Genomic DNA, 14,540 nt, shown 5'->3' on the forward strand with positions numbered 1-14,540 from the left:
TCATTGGCGAACAATGAGGGGATTTTTTATTGCTTCTTTTTTTACTTTTCCAATCCTTTGTTATATCTTTGTAGCAAATGTATTATACAAACAAGTGTAAATATGGGATTTTTTAGTTTTTTTTCAAAGGAGAAGAAGGAAACTTTAGATAAAGGATTATCTAAAACCAAAGAGAGCGTATTCAGTAAAATAGCTCGTGCTGTGGCTGGCAAGTCAAAAGTAGACGATGAAGTATTAGATAATCTGGAAGAAGTGCTGATTACATCTGACGTCGGCGTAGAAACAACTTTAAATATTATCAAGCGCATCGAAAAACGTGCAGCTGCAGATAAGTATGTAAATACTCAGGAACTGAATCTTATATTACGTGACGAAATAGCAGCTCTGCTTACTGAAAATAATTCGGGTGATGTAGCTGATTTCGACGTACCCATCGCAAGAAAACCTTATGTCATCATGGTTGTGGGAGTAAATGGGGTAGGTAAAACTACGACCATTGGTAAACTGGCTTATCAATTCAAGAAAGCAGGTAAATCCGTTTATCTGGGAGCCGCCGACACTTTCCGCGCTGCAGCTGTGGAACAGCTAATGATTTGGGGAGAACGGGTAGGAGTTCCCGTAGTCAAACAGAAAATGGGAGCAGATCCCGCATCTGTAGCTTATGACACCCTTAGTTCGGCTGTTGCCAATAACGCAGACGTGGTTATTATTGATACAGCCGGTCGTCTGCACAATAAGGTGGGCTTAATGAACGAGCTGACCAAAATTAAGAATGTGATGAAGAAGGTGGTACCTGATGCACCGGATGAAGTTTTATTGGTACTGGACGGTTCCACCGGACAAAATGCATTTGAGCAAGCCAAACAATTTACTTTGGCGACGGAAGTTACCGCTATGGCCATCACTAAGCTTGATGGAACCGCCAAAGGTGGTGTTGTGATTGGTATTTCCGATCAATTCAAGATTCCTGTTAAGTATATCGGACTAGGCGAAGGCATGGAAGACTTACAGGTATTCCGTAAAAATGAATTCGTTGATTCCTTGTTTGGAGAAAATGCATGAAAAGAAAGACAATAGATATAATTACTTTAGGATGTTCTAAAAATCTGGTTGACTCCGAGCAGCTAATGCGCCAATTGGAGGAAGTCGGATACAGCGTAACTCATGACACTGAAAATCCGCAAGGAGAAATTGCGGTAATCAATACATGTGGTTTTATTGGTGATGCCAAAGAAGAATCCATAAATATGATTCTGGAGTTCGCTGAAAGAAAGGAAGAAGGGGATTTAAAGAAACTTTTCGTGATGGGTTGTCTTTCCGAACGCTATCTCAAGGAATTAGCTGTTGAGATACCACAGGTAGATAAGTTTTATGGGAAGTTTAATTGGAAGGAGCTTTTACAGGACTTGGGAAAGGTCTATCACGATGAATTATATATCGAACGGACATTGACAACTCCCCAGCATTATGCTTACCTGAAAATTTCAGAAGGATGTGATCGTAAATGTTCTTATTGTGCTATCCCTATTATTACAGGACACCATATTTCCAAACCAATGGAAGAAATTCTGGACGAAGTACGATACCTGGTATCGCAAGGCGTGAAAGAATTTCAGGTGATCGCACAGGAATTGACTTATTACGGCATAGACCGGTATAAGAAACAAATGCTTCCGGAATTGATTGAGCGTATTTCTGATATACCCGGGGTGGAATGGATTCGCCTGCATTATGCCTATCCAGCACATTTCCCAACAGATTTATTCCGGGTTATGCGCGAACGTGACAATGTATGTAAATACATGGACATTGCCCTTCAGCACATCAGTGACAATATGTTGAAGTTAATGCGCCGACAAGTGAGCAAAGAGGATACTTACCAATTGATCGAACAATTCCGCAGAGAAGTGCCGGGCATTCACCTGAGGACGACTTTAATGGTAGGACATCCCGGAGAAACCGAGGAAGACTTCGAGGATCTCAAAGAATTTGTACGTAAAGTACGTTTTGATCGAATGGGTGCTTTCGCATATTCCGAAGAAGAAGGGACTTATGCTGCAGAGACATACGAAGATTCTATTCCACAAGAGGTTAAACAAGCCCGACTTGATGAATTGATGGATATCCAGCAAGGTATTTCGGCAGAGTTAAGTGCAGAAAAGATCGGTAAACAGATGAAAGTGATCATCGATCGTCTGGAAGGAGATTATTATATCGGACGGACAGAATTTGATTCACCGGAAGTAGATCCGGAAGTATTGATTGATCGTTCAGAGAGAGAACTTAAGATCGGACAGTTTTATCAGGTAGAAGTGGTGAATGCGGACGATTTTGATTTATATGCAAAGATTATAAATGACTATGAATAATAAGGAATTTACATCCGAACTAGCGGAAAGATTGGGATACACAATCAAGGATACTTCCGAATTGATGAATTCTTTGTTGTCCAGTATGACACAAGAATTGGAAGAAGGTAATGTGATTGCAATTCAAGGATTCGGTTCTTTTGAAGTGAAAAAGAAAGCGGAACGGATTTCAATCAACCCGGCAAGCAAACAACGCATGCTGGTTCCACCTAAATTGGTATTATCGTATAGACCTAGCAATACATTGAAAGATAAGTTTAAATAAATATTTCCCGTTATGAATGAAAGACTAACAATTCAAGACCTTACTGACTTATTGGCAGCCAAACATAGCATGACCAAGAAAGACGCCGAAGCGTTTGTTAAAGAGTTTTTCCTCTTGATAGAACAAGCCTTGGAGAACGAAAAGACTGTAAAAATCAAAGGATTGGGAACTTTCAAACTTATTGATGTAGATAGCCGGGAAAGTGTCAATGTCAACACAGGCGAGCGTTTCCAGATAAAAGGACATACAAAAGTCTCATTTTCTCCGGATGCAAATCTAAGGGATACGATAAATAAACCTTTTGCACACTTTGAGACTGTTGTATTGAATGAAAATACAATTCTGGAAGATACTCCGATAGAAGAGACTGAGGAAGAAGAAACAGGAGAGGAAGCGTCAGCACAGGCAGTCTTGAATGAGATGGGGGATGACTCTGAAACTACTGTGATAGAAGAAAATGAAGGTACTGATGATGGTCTTTCGGAAGAAGAGCCGATTCAGGAAGAGCAAATAGCCAGTCAGCCACTTGTGGAAGAGTCCATTGAAGAACCTGCTATTACTGAGGAATCTGCAATAGCACAGGAATCGACAGAACAGACGTCTCCTAAAGAGCCCGAAGAAGCCATTACAGAGACTGATATCGAAGAAAAGGTAGAACAGCTGGAAGATGAAGAGGTTCCGGAAGAGGAAGTGATAATCAATGAGCAGCAAGCAGCATTTATAGAAGAAGAAAAAGAAGAGATCACTGCCGAAAAGATTATAGAGCAAGAGCTTCTAAAAGCAAATCTGCAACCTGTGACTCCTATAGTGCCTCCTGCTGAAAAAGAAACGATAAAACCGGTCCAACCGGAACAAGTATCCCAACCGGTTTCTAAAAAGACAGCCCCAGTGAAGGAAAAATCTCCTGTACCTTATTTAATAGCTGTTATTGTAGTCGTTTTGTTATTATGCGGAGGTGTCATTCTTTTTATTTATTATCCGGATTTATCCTCTTCTTCATCTGACAAGAATGCACTGGATATGCCGCCTGTGACCACTCAACCCGTTCAACCGGAAGCGCAGCTTTCTGATACGATTGCACATAAGGATACTACAAAGGTAATAACGCCTGATGTATCCAAAGTCGCTACCACGACACAACCGGTTGCCAAAAAAGAAGAAGCTATTCCTGTCAAAGCAGAACCTCAAACGGTTACACAACAACCTGCTACTTCTGCCTATCTGGATTCAGCATCTTATAAGATTACGGGAACCAAGACAAAATATACAATCAAAGAAGGAGAAACTTTGACTAGGGTTTCCTTGCGTTTTTATGGTACAAAGGCAATGTGGCCATACATTGTGAAACACAATCCGAAGGTTATTAAGAACCCCAACAATGTACCGTATGGCACAACTATTGAAATACCAGAACTTACAAAAGAATAAGTAGTTATAATCCATTCACCCGACCATGCAAATCCTGTATTGGTCGGGTGAAGTGTTATGGATGTACAAAAGCGTATGAAAGTACCTTAATCTAAAGATTTCGCATTGTTTTTTAATAAAAATTAGTTGCAATCGTTAATTATATGGCGTACTTTTGGGGCAAAATAAAAAGCCTTATGACACAGGCAAGGCTTACATAAAATTAATGGGATTTAAATAATAAAATATTAAGTATTTATGGCTGAATCAATTGATATCCGCGAGCTAAATGAGCGGATTGAAAGACAAAGTGCTTTCGTTACCAATCTTACGACAGGTATGGACCAAATCATTGTTGGTCAGAAACATTTGGTTGAATCACTGCTTATCGGATTACTTTCCGATGGCCACGTCCTCTTGGAAGGTGTGCCTGGTTTGGCGAAAACTTTGGCTATTAAGACACTCGCTTCTCTGATTGATGTGAAATATAGCCGTATCCAGTTTACGCCGGACTTATTGCCTGCAGACGTTATCGGTACAATGGTTTACAGTCAGAAAGATGAATCTTTTAAAGTGCAGCGCGGACCTATTTTCGCAAACTTTGTATTAGCTGATGAAATTAACCGTGCTCCTGCAAAAGTACAAAGTGCTTTGCTGGAAGCAATGCAGGAACGTCAGGTTACTATTGGTAAAGAAACATTCATGTTACCGGAACCTTTCCTTGTATTGGCAACTCAGAACCCTATCGAACAGGAAGGTACTTATCCGCTTCCTGAAGCACAGGTTGACCGTTTCATGCTGAAAGTAGTCATTGATTATCCGAAGTTGGAAGAAGAAAAATTGATTATTCGTCAGAATATCAATGGTGAGAAGTTCAATGTGAAACCTATTCTAAGAGCGGATGAAATTATTGAAGCACGTAAGGTTGTTCGTCAAGTCTATCTGGATGAGAAGATCGAGCGTTATATTGTAGATATCGTATTTGCAACTCGTTTCCCTGAAAAATATGATCTCAAGGAACTGAAAGATATGATCGGATTCGGAGGTTCACCTCGTGCGTCTATCAATCTGGCTTTAGCTGCTCGTACGTATGCATTCATCAAACGTCGCGGCTACGTTATTCCGGAAGATGTACGTGCTGTAGCACACGATGTTCTTCGTCACCGTATCGGATTGACATACGAAGCTGAAGCTAACAACATGACTTCGGACGAAATCATCAGTAAGATTCTGAATAAGGTTGAAGTACCCTAATTTGTAGTTATAATACAGTCAATAAGTAGTCATAAATATCTATGCATGACTACTTAACTACCTACTAATTAACTACTGTATAAATGGAAACAAGTGAAATACTAAAAAAAGTTCGCCAAATTGAAATAAAGACACGAGGATTGTCTAACAATATCTTTGCAGGCCAGTATCATTCGGCTTTCAAAGGTAGGGGTATGTCATTTTCGGAAGTCCGTGAATATCAATTCGGTGATGATATACGTGACATAGACTGGAATGTGACTGCGCGCTTCAATAAACCTTATGTGAAAGTGTTTGAAGAAGAACGTGAACTGACAGTTATGTTAATGGTTGATGTTTCCGGAAGTTTGGAATTTGGTACGATCAAGCAGTTAAAGAAAGATATGGTGACGGAAATCGCTGCTACTCTTGCTTTCTCTGCCATCCAGAATAATGATAAAATAGGTGTGATTTTCTTTTCAGACCGGATAGAGAAGTTTATTCCTCCCAAGAAAGGACGTAAACATATCTTGTATATTATCCGTGAATTAATTGATTTCCAACCGGAAAGCCGTCGCACAAATATTCGTCTTGCCTTGGAATATTTGACAAACGTAATGAAAAGGCGTTGCACTGCATTTATCTTATCAGATTTTATTGACCAGGAAAGCTTTAAGAATGCGCTGACCATTGCTAACAGGAAACATGATGTAGTAGCATTGCAAGTATACGACAGGAGAGTCAGTGATCTTCCTCCAGTAGGACTGATGCGAATCAAAGATGCAGAAACTGGGCATGAACAATGGATTGACACTTCTTCCAAAGCTGTACGCCGGGCACATCGCGACTGGTGGATACAAAAGCAGACTGAACTGAACGATACTTTTACCAAAAGTAACGTAGATGCTGTATCCGTCAAAACCGATCAGGATTACGTAAAGGCATTGTTGAATTTATTTGCCAAACGAAATTAATGGAATCAAAGATGAATAGAAATATTATTCTGATAGCATTATTAGGTCTATTGTTTGTCAGTAAAGCAGTAGCACAGTCTGTTACAGTAGAAGCAAAAATTGATTCACTGCAGATACTGATCGGCGAACAGGCGAAAGTGCAACTGCAAGTAGCCATGGATGCCAAACAGCGTGCTATTTTTCCTGCTTACACTGATACACTGGTAAGAGGTGTGGAAATTATAGAAACAGTCAAACCAGATACCCAATTCCTGAATGATCGTCAGCGGATGGTGATTACGCAGGAGTACATTATCACTTCTTTTGACTCTGCTCTATATTATCTCCCGCCAATGCCAGTTACCGTAGATGGGAAAGTGTACAACTCCAAAGCTCTCGCATTAAAAGTATATTCAATGCCGGTTGACACCTTACATCCGGACCAGTTCTTCGGACAAAAATCTGTGATGAAAGCTCCTTTTGCATGGGAAGACTGGTATGGATTGATCGCTTGTTCATTCTTGGCTTTACCTTTGCTTGGTTTGCTGATCTATCTGATTGTTCGCATACGTGATAATAAACCGATTATCCGTAAAATTAAAGTTGAACCTAAATTGCCGCCACATCAGGCTGCAATGAAAGAGATAGAACGTATCAAGACAGAGAAGGTGTGGCAGAAAGGGCAATCGAAGGAGTACTATACCGAACTTACCGATGCTATTCGTACATATATTAAGGATCGTTTCGGATTTAATGCATTGGAAATGACTTCTTCTGAAATAATTGATCAGTTACTGGAAATGAATGATAAAGAGGCCATATCAGACCTAAAACTATTGTTCCAGACTGCTGATTTAGTGAAGTTCGCCAAGCATAATCCTCAGATGAATGAAAACGATGCCAATTTGATTAATGCCATTGATTTTATCAATGAGACCAAACAACCGGAAGAGGAAAATCAGAAACCGCAACCAACGGAAATCACTATTATTGAGAAACGTTCTTTACGTGTTAAAGCTATGCTGATTTGTGGAATTGCATTGTTATCAGCAGCATTGATCGGTACCTTTATATATATAGGTCTACAGTTATACAATCTTTTTGTATAAAGGATGTATAGCTTAATACTAAATAGTAAACTGTTAAATCATAAATAAAATGGTTTTTGCCAATATTGAATATCTGTTTTTGCTATTATTGCTTATACCGTATATTGTATGGTATATCCTGAAGCAAAAGAAAAGTGAAGCAACTCTTCAAATTTCAGATGCCCGGGTATATGCGCATACACCTAAAAGTTATAAGAATTATTTGTTGCATGTTCCATTTCTATTACGCTGCCTTGCTTTAGTACTGGTTATTTTGGTTCTTGCACGCCCGCAAACTACTAATAAGTGGCAGAACAGTGAGATAGAAGGAATTGATATTATGCTGGCTATCGACGTTTCTACCAGTATGCTGGCTGAAGACTTGAAGCCGAACAGACTGGAAGCTGCTAAAGACGTAGCTGCAGAGTTTATCAATGGACGTCCCAATGATAATATCGGTATTACATTATTTGCAGGAGAAACTTTCACCCAATGTCCGTTGACTGTAGACCATGCTGTATTGTTGGATATGATACATAATATCAAATGTGGTCTTATCACTGACGGTACTGCTGTCGGTATGGGTATTGCAAATGCTGTAACCCGCTTAAAAGATAGCAAAGCGAAATCCAAAGTTATTATCCTATTGACGGATGGTACAAATAACAAGGGAGATATTTCGCCTATGACAGCGGCAGAAATAGCAAAAAGCTTTGGTATTCGTGTATATACCATCGGAGTAGGTACCAATGGAATGGCTCCTTATCCTTATCCAGTCGGAAATACGGTGCAATATGTAAGTATGCCGGTAGAAATTGATGAAAAGACATTGACAGAGATTGCCGGAACGACAGATGGTAACTATTTCCGGGCTACGAGCAACTCGAAGCTTAAAGAAGTATATGAAGAAATTGATAAACTGGAAAAGACGAAACTGAATGTAAAAGAGTATAGTAAGCGGGACGAAGAATATCATTGGTTTGCTTTAGCAGCTTTCCTCTGTGTCTTGTTGGAAGTACTATTACGTAATTCGGTACTCAAGAAAATTCCATAAGGATGTTTGTCAATCGTTATTTGCCAATCATAAAATAGTAAGAAGATGTTTCGATTTGGAGAACCTACATATTTATATTTATTGTTGCTATTACCTTTTTTAGCAGCTTTCTACTTGTATTCCAATTACAAGAGGAGAAAGAATATCCGACATTTCGGAGATCCGACTTTGTTGGCTCAGTTAATGCCTGACGTATCCAAATATCGTCCGGATGTAAAATTCTGGATTATTTTTGTTGCTATTGGTTTGTTCTCCGTATTACTGGCACGCCCTCAATTCGGTTCAAAACTGGAAACGGTTAAACGTAAGGGAGTAGAGGTAATTATTGCTTTGGACATTTCAAACTCTATGTTAGCGCAGGATGTACAGCCTAGCCGTTTGGAAAAAGCAAAAAGATTAATATCCAGGTTAGTAGATGAGCTTGATAATGATAAGGTAGGTATGATTGTATTTGCCGGTGACGCTTTTACACAGCTGCCAATTACAAGTGACTATATTTCCGCTAAGATGTTCTTAGAATCCATTAGTCCTTCGTTGATTTCTAAACAGGGTACAGCTATTGGGGAAGCAATCAATCTGGCAGCCCGTAGTTTCACCCCGCAAGAAGGGGTAGGTCGCACCATTATTGTCATTACTGATGGTGAAAATCATGAAGGTGGTGCAGTGGAAGCTGCCAAAGCTGCGGCAGAAAAGGGTATTCAGGTAAGTGTATTGGGAGTAGGTATGCCTGATGGCGCTCCAATACCGGTGGAAGGAACGAATGATTACCGCCGCGACCGGGAAGGTAATGTGATCGTTACCCGTTTGAATGAAGCTATGTGTCAGGAAATTGCAAAAGAAGGAAAAGGTATATATGTACGAGTAGATAATTCTAATTCAGCCCAAAAGGCCATCAATCAAGAAGTAAATAAAATGGCGAAGTCTGATGTAGAGTCGAAAGTATATACGGAGTTTAACGAACAATTCCAGGCTATTGCATGGGTTATTCTACTATTGTTATTGGCAGAAATCTTAATTCTGGATCGCAAAAATCCTTTATTTAAGAACATTCACCTGTTTTCTAATAAGAAATAGTTATACGTATGTTAAAAAGTAAATATATTCTATTCGCTGTATTTCTGTTAGCGGCAGCTGGTGTATCGGCTCAGAAAGCAGAACGCGACTATATCCGTAAGGGAAACCGTCTGTTTAATGATAGCGTATTTGTTGATGCAGAGGTGAACTACCGGAAGGCCTTGGAAGCTAATCCCAAGTCTACGGTATCCATGTATAATCTAGGAAATACCCTTTCGCAACAGCAAAAGTTTCAGGATGCCATGGAACAATATGTATCGGCCAGCAAAATAGAAAAAGATAAAATGAAACTCGCCCATATTTACCACAATATGGGAGTAATTTTCCAGGCTGGTAAAGACTATGCCAAAGCTGTAGATGCATATAAAATGTCACTGCGTAATAATCCTACCGATCATGAAACCAGGTACAATTTGGCTCTCGCACAGAAAATGCTGAAAGACCAACAAAATCAGCAGAATCAAGATCAAAATCAGGACCAAAACAAAGATCAGCAAAAGCAAGATCAGAAACAAGACCAGAATAAAGACAAACAGAAGGATCAGAAACAAGATGAAAAGAAAGATCAGCAGCAACCACCGAGATCTGAAAAGAAACAAGACAATCAGATGTCGAAGGAGAATGCTGAACAATTACTGAATTCTGTCATGCAGGACGAGAAAGATGTGCAGGATAAAGTGAAGAAACAACAAAAAGTTATGCAAGGCGGTCGCTTGGAAAAAGATTGGTAATATAAAGTTGATGATATAAATTTCATAAGCAATGAAAAAACTGATTATTATATTGATGGCATTGATAGCATATAGCACTCATGTGTTTGCTGATAAGGTGTCTTTTACAGCTTCTGCTCCTGATGCAGTGGTAGTAGGCGAACAATTCAGGCTGTCGTATATTGTAACTACACAAAAAGTGAAAGATTTTCGGGCACCATCAATCAAAGGTTTTGATGTATTGATGGGTCCAAGCCGTTCACAACAAAGTAGTACTCAAATAGTGAATGGTAATGTTACATCTACTAGCAGTATTACATTTACATACATATTAATGGCTAATAATGCCGGAGAATACACAATACCCGGTGCCTCCATTGTTGCCGATGGTGACCAAATGGTGTCAAACTCAGTAAAGATTAAGGTATTGCCACAAGATCAAGGTGGCAATAACGGGCAAAATAATAGTAGTAGTGGTTCTATACATTCCTCATCTAGTACAAGTGTCTCTAATCAGGACCTTTTTATTATGGCAAGTGCCAGTAAAACAAATGTGTATGAACAGGAGGCTTTTGTCCTGACCTATAAAATATACACCAGAGAATCCAACTTACAACTTAATAATGCGAAATTGCCCGACTTCAAAGGTTTCCATTCTCAAGAAATAGAAATGACAACTAATGCAAGATGGACTCCGGAGCATTATCAGGGACGTAATTACTATACAACGGTTTATCGCCAGTTTGTTCTCTTCCCACAACAATCAGGAAAGCTATATATTGATCCGGCACAGTTCCAGATGACTATCGGAAAACCTGTGCAATCAGATGATCCTTTTGATGCCTTCTTCAATGGAGGAAGTAATGTCATTGAAATTAAAAAAAATATTTCCACTCCTAAGATAGCAATAAATGTCAATCCGCTTCCTACGGGTAAACCTGCAGATTTTTCAGGTGGAGTGGGAGAGTTCAATATATCTTCTTCTATCAACAGTAAGGAACTGAAAACCAATGATGCTATTACTATTAAACTGGTAATATCCGGTACAGGTAACCTGAAGTTGATTTCTAATCCGGAAATTAAATTCCCGGATGATTTTGAAGTATATGATCCCAAAGTAGACAATCAAGTCAGATTAACCCGGGAAGGACTCACAGGCAATAAAGTTATTGAATATTTGGCAATTCCGAGACATGCCGGAACATATAAGATTCCGGGAGTATCTTTCAGCTATTTTGATATTCGCTCCAAGTCTTACAAAACACTGAAAACAGAAGATTATGTAGTAAATGTTGAGAAAGGTGCAGGTAATGCGGATCAAGTAATTGCTAACTTCACGAATAAAGAGGACTTGAAAGTATTAGGTGAAGACATCCGTTATATCAAACAGAATGAAGTTACTCTCCAACCTAAAGGAAGTTTCTTCTATGGTTCAATGACATATTGGTTGTTCTATATCATTCCGGCTCTTGCCTTTATTATTTTCTTCATTATTTATCGTAAACAAGCTGCTGAAAATGCAAATGTTGCTAAAATGCGTACGAAAAAAGCAAATAAAGTGGCAACGAAGCGAATGAAGCTTGCAGGAAAATTACTCTCCGAAAATAAAAAAGATGCTTTCTACGATGAGGTATTAAAGGCATTGTGGGGATATATAAGTGACAAACTGAATATTCCGGTATCTCGTTTATCTAAAGATAATATTGAAGAGAAACTAAGAAATCACGGAGTAAATGAGGAACTGATCAAAGAATTCCTGAACGCATTGAATGATTGTGAATTTGCCCGGTTTGCTCCAGGTGATGAGAATCAAGCTATGGATAAAGTTTATTCTTCTTCAATAGAAGTAATAAGCAAAATGGAGAATTCAATAAAACATTAACCCAGAAGAGATTATGTCATGAAAAAGATATTATTTTTTATATTATTATCAATGTCGCTTACTTGTTTCGGACAAGATTCGTTAAGCATTGATACTAGACAAACGAATGGAGTTGATTCTATCCACGCTTCGCATACCACATTTTCCAGTAATACACTGGAAGATGCAACAAAAGCTGAAGGAGATTCCGCATATATAAAAGAAGATTATGCAGCAGCTATTCAGATATATGAAGCATTACTGAAAAATGGAGAAGCTGCCGATGTCTATTACAATCTGGGAAATAGTTATTATAAAATAGGGGAGATAGCGAAAGCTGTTTTAAATTATGAGCGTGCTCTGCTATTACAACCAGGAAATGGTGACATCCGTGCTAATCTTGAAGTGGCACGTGCAAAAACAATAGACAAGGTTGAACCTGTTCCTGAAGTGTTCTTTGTTTCATGGATCAAGTCTCTGACAAATAGTATGAGTGTAGATGCATGGGCCACATGGGGGATTGTCTCCTTTATTCTATTGATTATCGCTCTCTATTTCTTTATATTCTCCAAACAGATTATGTTAAAGAAAATAGGATTCATATCAGGACTCATTTTGCTGATTGTCACCATTTGCTCTAATCTTTTTGCTTCGCAACAAAAAGAACATTTGGTTAATCGAAGTGAGGCGATAGTAATGAATCCGAGTGTAACAGTACGGAGTACTCCAAGCGAAAGTGGAACTACCTTGTTTATTCTCCATGAAGGGAGAAAGGTAAGTGTCAAAGACAACTCCATGAAAGAATGGAAAGAAATTCGACTGGAAGATGGAAAAGTCGGGTGGGTACCAGCTTCTGCTATCGAGGTGATATAAAGGTCATTAATAGATTTTATATATTCAAGAAAAAAAGATAAGCAAATAATTTGTTTTATCTTTTTTTTTGCTTAAGTTTATAGCGTAATAAAAAAATCACATAGTATTAACCATTAAATTTATGAGACATGAGAACAATAACGTTTAATGAACTTCGTAAAATTAAAGATTCATTGCCTAGCGGTAGCATGCATAGAATAGCAGACGAACTTGGTTTACATGTAGATACAGTGCGAAACTTCTTCGGAGGACACAATTTCAAGGAGGGAAAAAGCGTCGGAATACATCTCGAGCCCGGTCCAGATGGTGGGCTTGTAATGTTGGATGACACGACCGTTCTTGATCGGGCTTTAAAAATCCTAGATGAATTGAATATGAGTATGCAAAAAGAACAGGCTACCGAATCTGTGCAAGTTTAAAATATAACAAACTGAATCCCAATTGAATCAAACAATTGGGATTTCTTATTTGTTTTCACCTTATAAAATGTACATTTATGGAAGACAAATTAGTAACCCTGGCCATTCTGACATACACCAAAGCGCAGATCTTAAAGAATGTCTTGGAAAATGAAGGTATAGAAACCTACATTCATAACGTTAATCAAATACAACCGGTTGTTTCATCGGGAGTGCGTTTACGAATTAAAGAAAGCGATCTGCCACGTGCTTTGAAAATAACAGAAAGTTCTACATGGCTGTCTGAAAGTATAGTGGGAGAGAAGGAGCCCAAAGTAAAAGATAAATCAAATAAGATTTTAATTCCCGTCGACTTCTCTAATTATTCGATGAAAGCATGTGAATTTGCATTCAATCTGGCAAAAACAGAAAATGCAGAAGTCATCCTGTTGCATGTCTATTTCACGCCTATTTATGCATCGTCGTTGCCTTATGGGGATGTTTTCAATTACCAGATTGGAGATGAAGAATCTGTAAAAACGATTATCCAAAAAGTCCATTCTGATCTCAATGCTTTATCAGAGAAGATAAAAGAAAAAGTTGCATCAGGCGAATTTCCCAACGTTAAATATAGCTGCATCTTACGTGAAGGTATTCCAGAGGAGGAAATCTTAAGATATGCTAAAGAACAGCGTCCTATGGTTATCATTATGGGTACCCGAGGCAAAAATCAGAAAGACATTGATTTAATTGGTAGTGTAACCGCTGAAGTTATTGACAGAAGTCGCACGCCTGTATTGGCTATTCCGGAAAATACACCATTTAAACAGTTTAGTGAAGTAAAACGGATTGCCTTTATTACCAATTTTGATCAAAGAGATCTAATTGCTTTCGAGGCATTCTTTAATACTTGGAAATCATTCCATTTTTCTGTATCTTTGATACACCTTACAGATTCTAAAGATACCTGGAATGAAATAAAACTAGCAGGTATAAAAGAATATTTTCACAAGCAATATCCGGGGCTTGAAATTCATTATGACGTAGTGATGAATGATAATTTATTAAAAGGACTTGATCAGTATATCAAAGATAATCATATAGATATAATCACTTTGACTTCTTACAAAAGGAATATATTTGCTCGATTATTTAATCCAAGTATTGCCAGAAAGATGATTTTTCATTCAGATACACCATTGCTTGTTATTAACAGCTAGCTGATCAAATCAGGCAAAAAATGAGCATCCAAGAT

14 protein-coding genes are annotated in these 14,540 nt (G+C 38.5%); all 14 read left to right on the forward strand.

Going from position 1 to position 14,540, the window contains the following annotated elements; genetic code table 11:
* The first annotated feature begins 102 nt into the window (after positions 1 to 102).
* On the forward strand, positions 103 to 1,062 hold the full coding sequence (ftsY, locus tag CJF29_RS11855) for a signal recognition particle-docking protein FtsY (protein ID WP_004295981.1): 960 nt from the start codon (positions 103 to 105) through the stop codon (positions 1,060 to 1,062).
* The gene (gene rimO, locus CJF29_RS11860; RefSeq protein WP_004306074.1) at positions 1,059 to 2,369 is read left to right on the forward strand and encodes a 30S ribosomal protein S12 methylthiotransferase RimO; all 1,311 of its coding nucleotides are present in this window, start codon (positions 1,059 to 1,061) and stop codon (positions 2,367 to 2,369) included. The genes ftsY and rimO overlap by 4 nt, the downstream gene beginning before the upstream one ends.
* Entirely contained in the window at positions 2,362 to 2,634 is a 273-nt protein-coding gene (locus CJF29_RS11865; protein ID WP_004306073.1) for an HU family DNA-binding protein, read from the forward strand. The genes rimO and CJF29_RS11865 overlap by 8 nt, the downstream gene beginning before the upstream one ends.
* 12 nt (positions 2,635 to 2,646) lie before the next feature.
* Positions 2,647 to 4,062 carry an HU family DNA-binding protein gene (locus CJF29_RS11870; RefSeq protein ID WP_074559647.1) on the forward strand — a complete coding sequence of 472 codons (1,416 nt, stop codon included), beginning with the start codon at positions 2,647 to 2,649 and terminating at the stop codon, positions 4,060 to 4,062.
* A 237-nt stretch (positions 4,063 to 4,299) separates the two neighbouring features.
* A complete protein-coding gene (locus CJF29_RS11875) occupies positions 4,300 to 5,295 on the forward strand; it encodes an AAA family ATPase (protein WP_074559645.1) in 996 nt (331 codons plus the stop codon).
* An 83-nt stretch (positions 5,296 to 5,378) separates the two neighbouring features.
* On the forward strand, positions 5,379 to 6,248 hold the full coding sequence (locus CJF29_RS11880) for a DUF58 domain-containing protein (protein WP_074559643.1): 870 nt from the start codon (positions 5,379 to 5,381) through the stop codon (positions 6,246 to 6,248).
* The gene (locus tag CJF29_RS11885) at positions 6,248 to 7,336 is read left to right on the forward strand and encodes a hypothetical protein (protein ID WP_004312449.1); all 1,089 of its coding nucleotides are present in this window, start codon (positions 6,248 to 6,250) and stop codon (positions 7,334 to 7,336) included. Before CJF29_RS11880 ends, CJF29_RS11885 begins: the two co-directional genes overlap by 1 nt.
* Positions 7,337 to 7,385: 49 nt before the next feature.
* Positions 7,386 to 8,369 (forward strand): vWA domain-containing protein, encoded by a 984-nt coding sequence (locus CJF29_RS11890; RefSeq protein ID WP_004295974.1) that lies wholly within the window; start codon positions 7,386 to 7,388, stop codon positions 8,367 to 8,369.
* Positions 8,370 to 8,414: 45 nt separating this feature from the next.
* The gene (locus CJF29_RS11895) at positions 8,415 to 9,443 is read left to right on the forward strand and encodes a VWA domain-containing protein (RefSeq protein WP_074559641.1); all 1,029 of its coding nucleotides are present in this window, start codon (positions 8,415 to 8,417) and stop codon (positions 9,441 to 9,443) included.
* 8 nt (positions 9,444 to 9,451) lie between these two features.
* The gene (locus CJF29_RS11900) at positions 9,452 to 10,174 is read left to right on the forward strand and encodes a tetratricopeptide repeat protein (RefSeq protein WP_175486922.1); all 723 of its coding nucleotides are present in this window, start codon (positions 9,452 to 9,454) and stop codon (positions 10,172 to 10,174) included.
* A gap of 31 nt (positions 10,175 to 10,205) precedes the next feature.
* Positions 10,206 to 12,035, forward strand: coding sequence for a BatD family protein (locus CJF29_RS11905; protein ID WP_074559637.1), 1,830 nt, complete (start codon positions 10,206 to 10,208; stop codon positions 12,033 to 12,035).
* 18 nt (positions 12,036 to 12,053) lie between these two features.
* On the forward strand, positions 12,054 to 12,887 hold the full coding sequence (locus CJF29_RS11910) for a tetratricopeptide repeat protein (protein WP_099146790.1): 834 nt from the start codon (positions 12,054 to 12,056) through the stop codon (positions 12,885 to 12,887).
* A 128-nt stretch (positions 12,888 to 13,015) separates the two neighbouring features.
* Positions 13,016 to 13,306 carry a hypothetical protein gene (locus tag CJF29_RS11915; RefSeq protein WP_004295969.1) on the forward strand — a complete coding sequence of 97 codons (291 nt, stop codon included), beginning with the start codon at positions 13,016 to 13,018 and terminating at the stop codon, positions 13,304 to 13,306.
* Positions 13,307 to 13,383: 77 nt separating this feature from the next.
* The gene (locus CJF29_RS11920; protein WP_074559633.1) at positions 13,384 to 14,505 is read left to right on the forward strand and encodes a universal stress protein; all 1,122 of its coding nucleotides are present in this window, start codon (positions 13,384 to 13,386) and stop codon (positions 14,503 to 14,505) included.
* Positions 14,506 to 14,540: the final 35 nt, after the last annotated feature.

It is taken from the genome of Bacteroides celer (assembly GCF_002632415.2).
GTDB lineage: Bacteria > Bacteroidota > Bacteroidia > Bacteroidales > Bacteroidaceae > Bacteroides.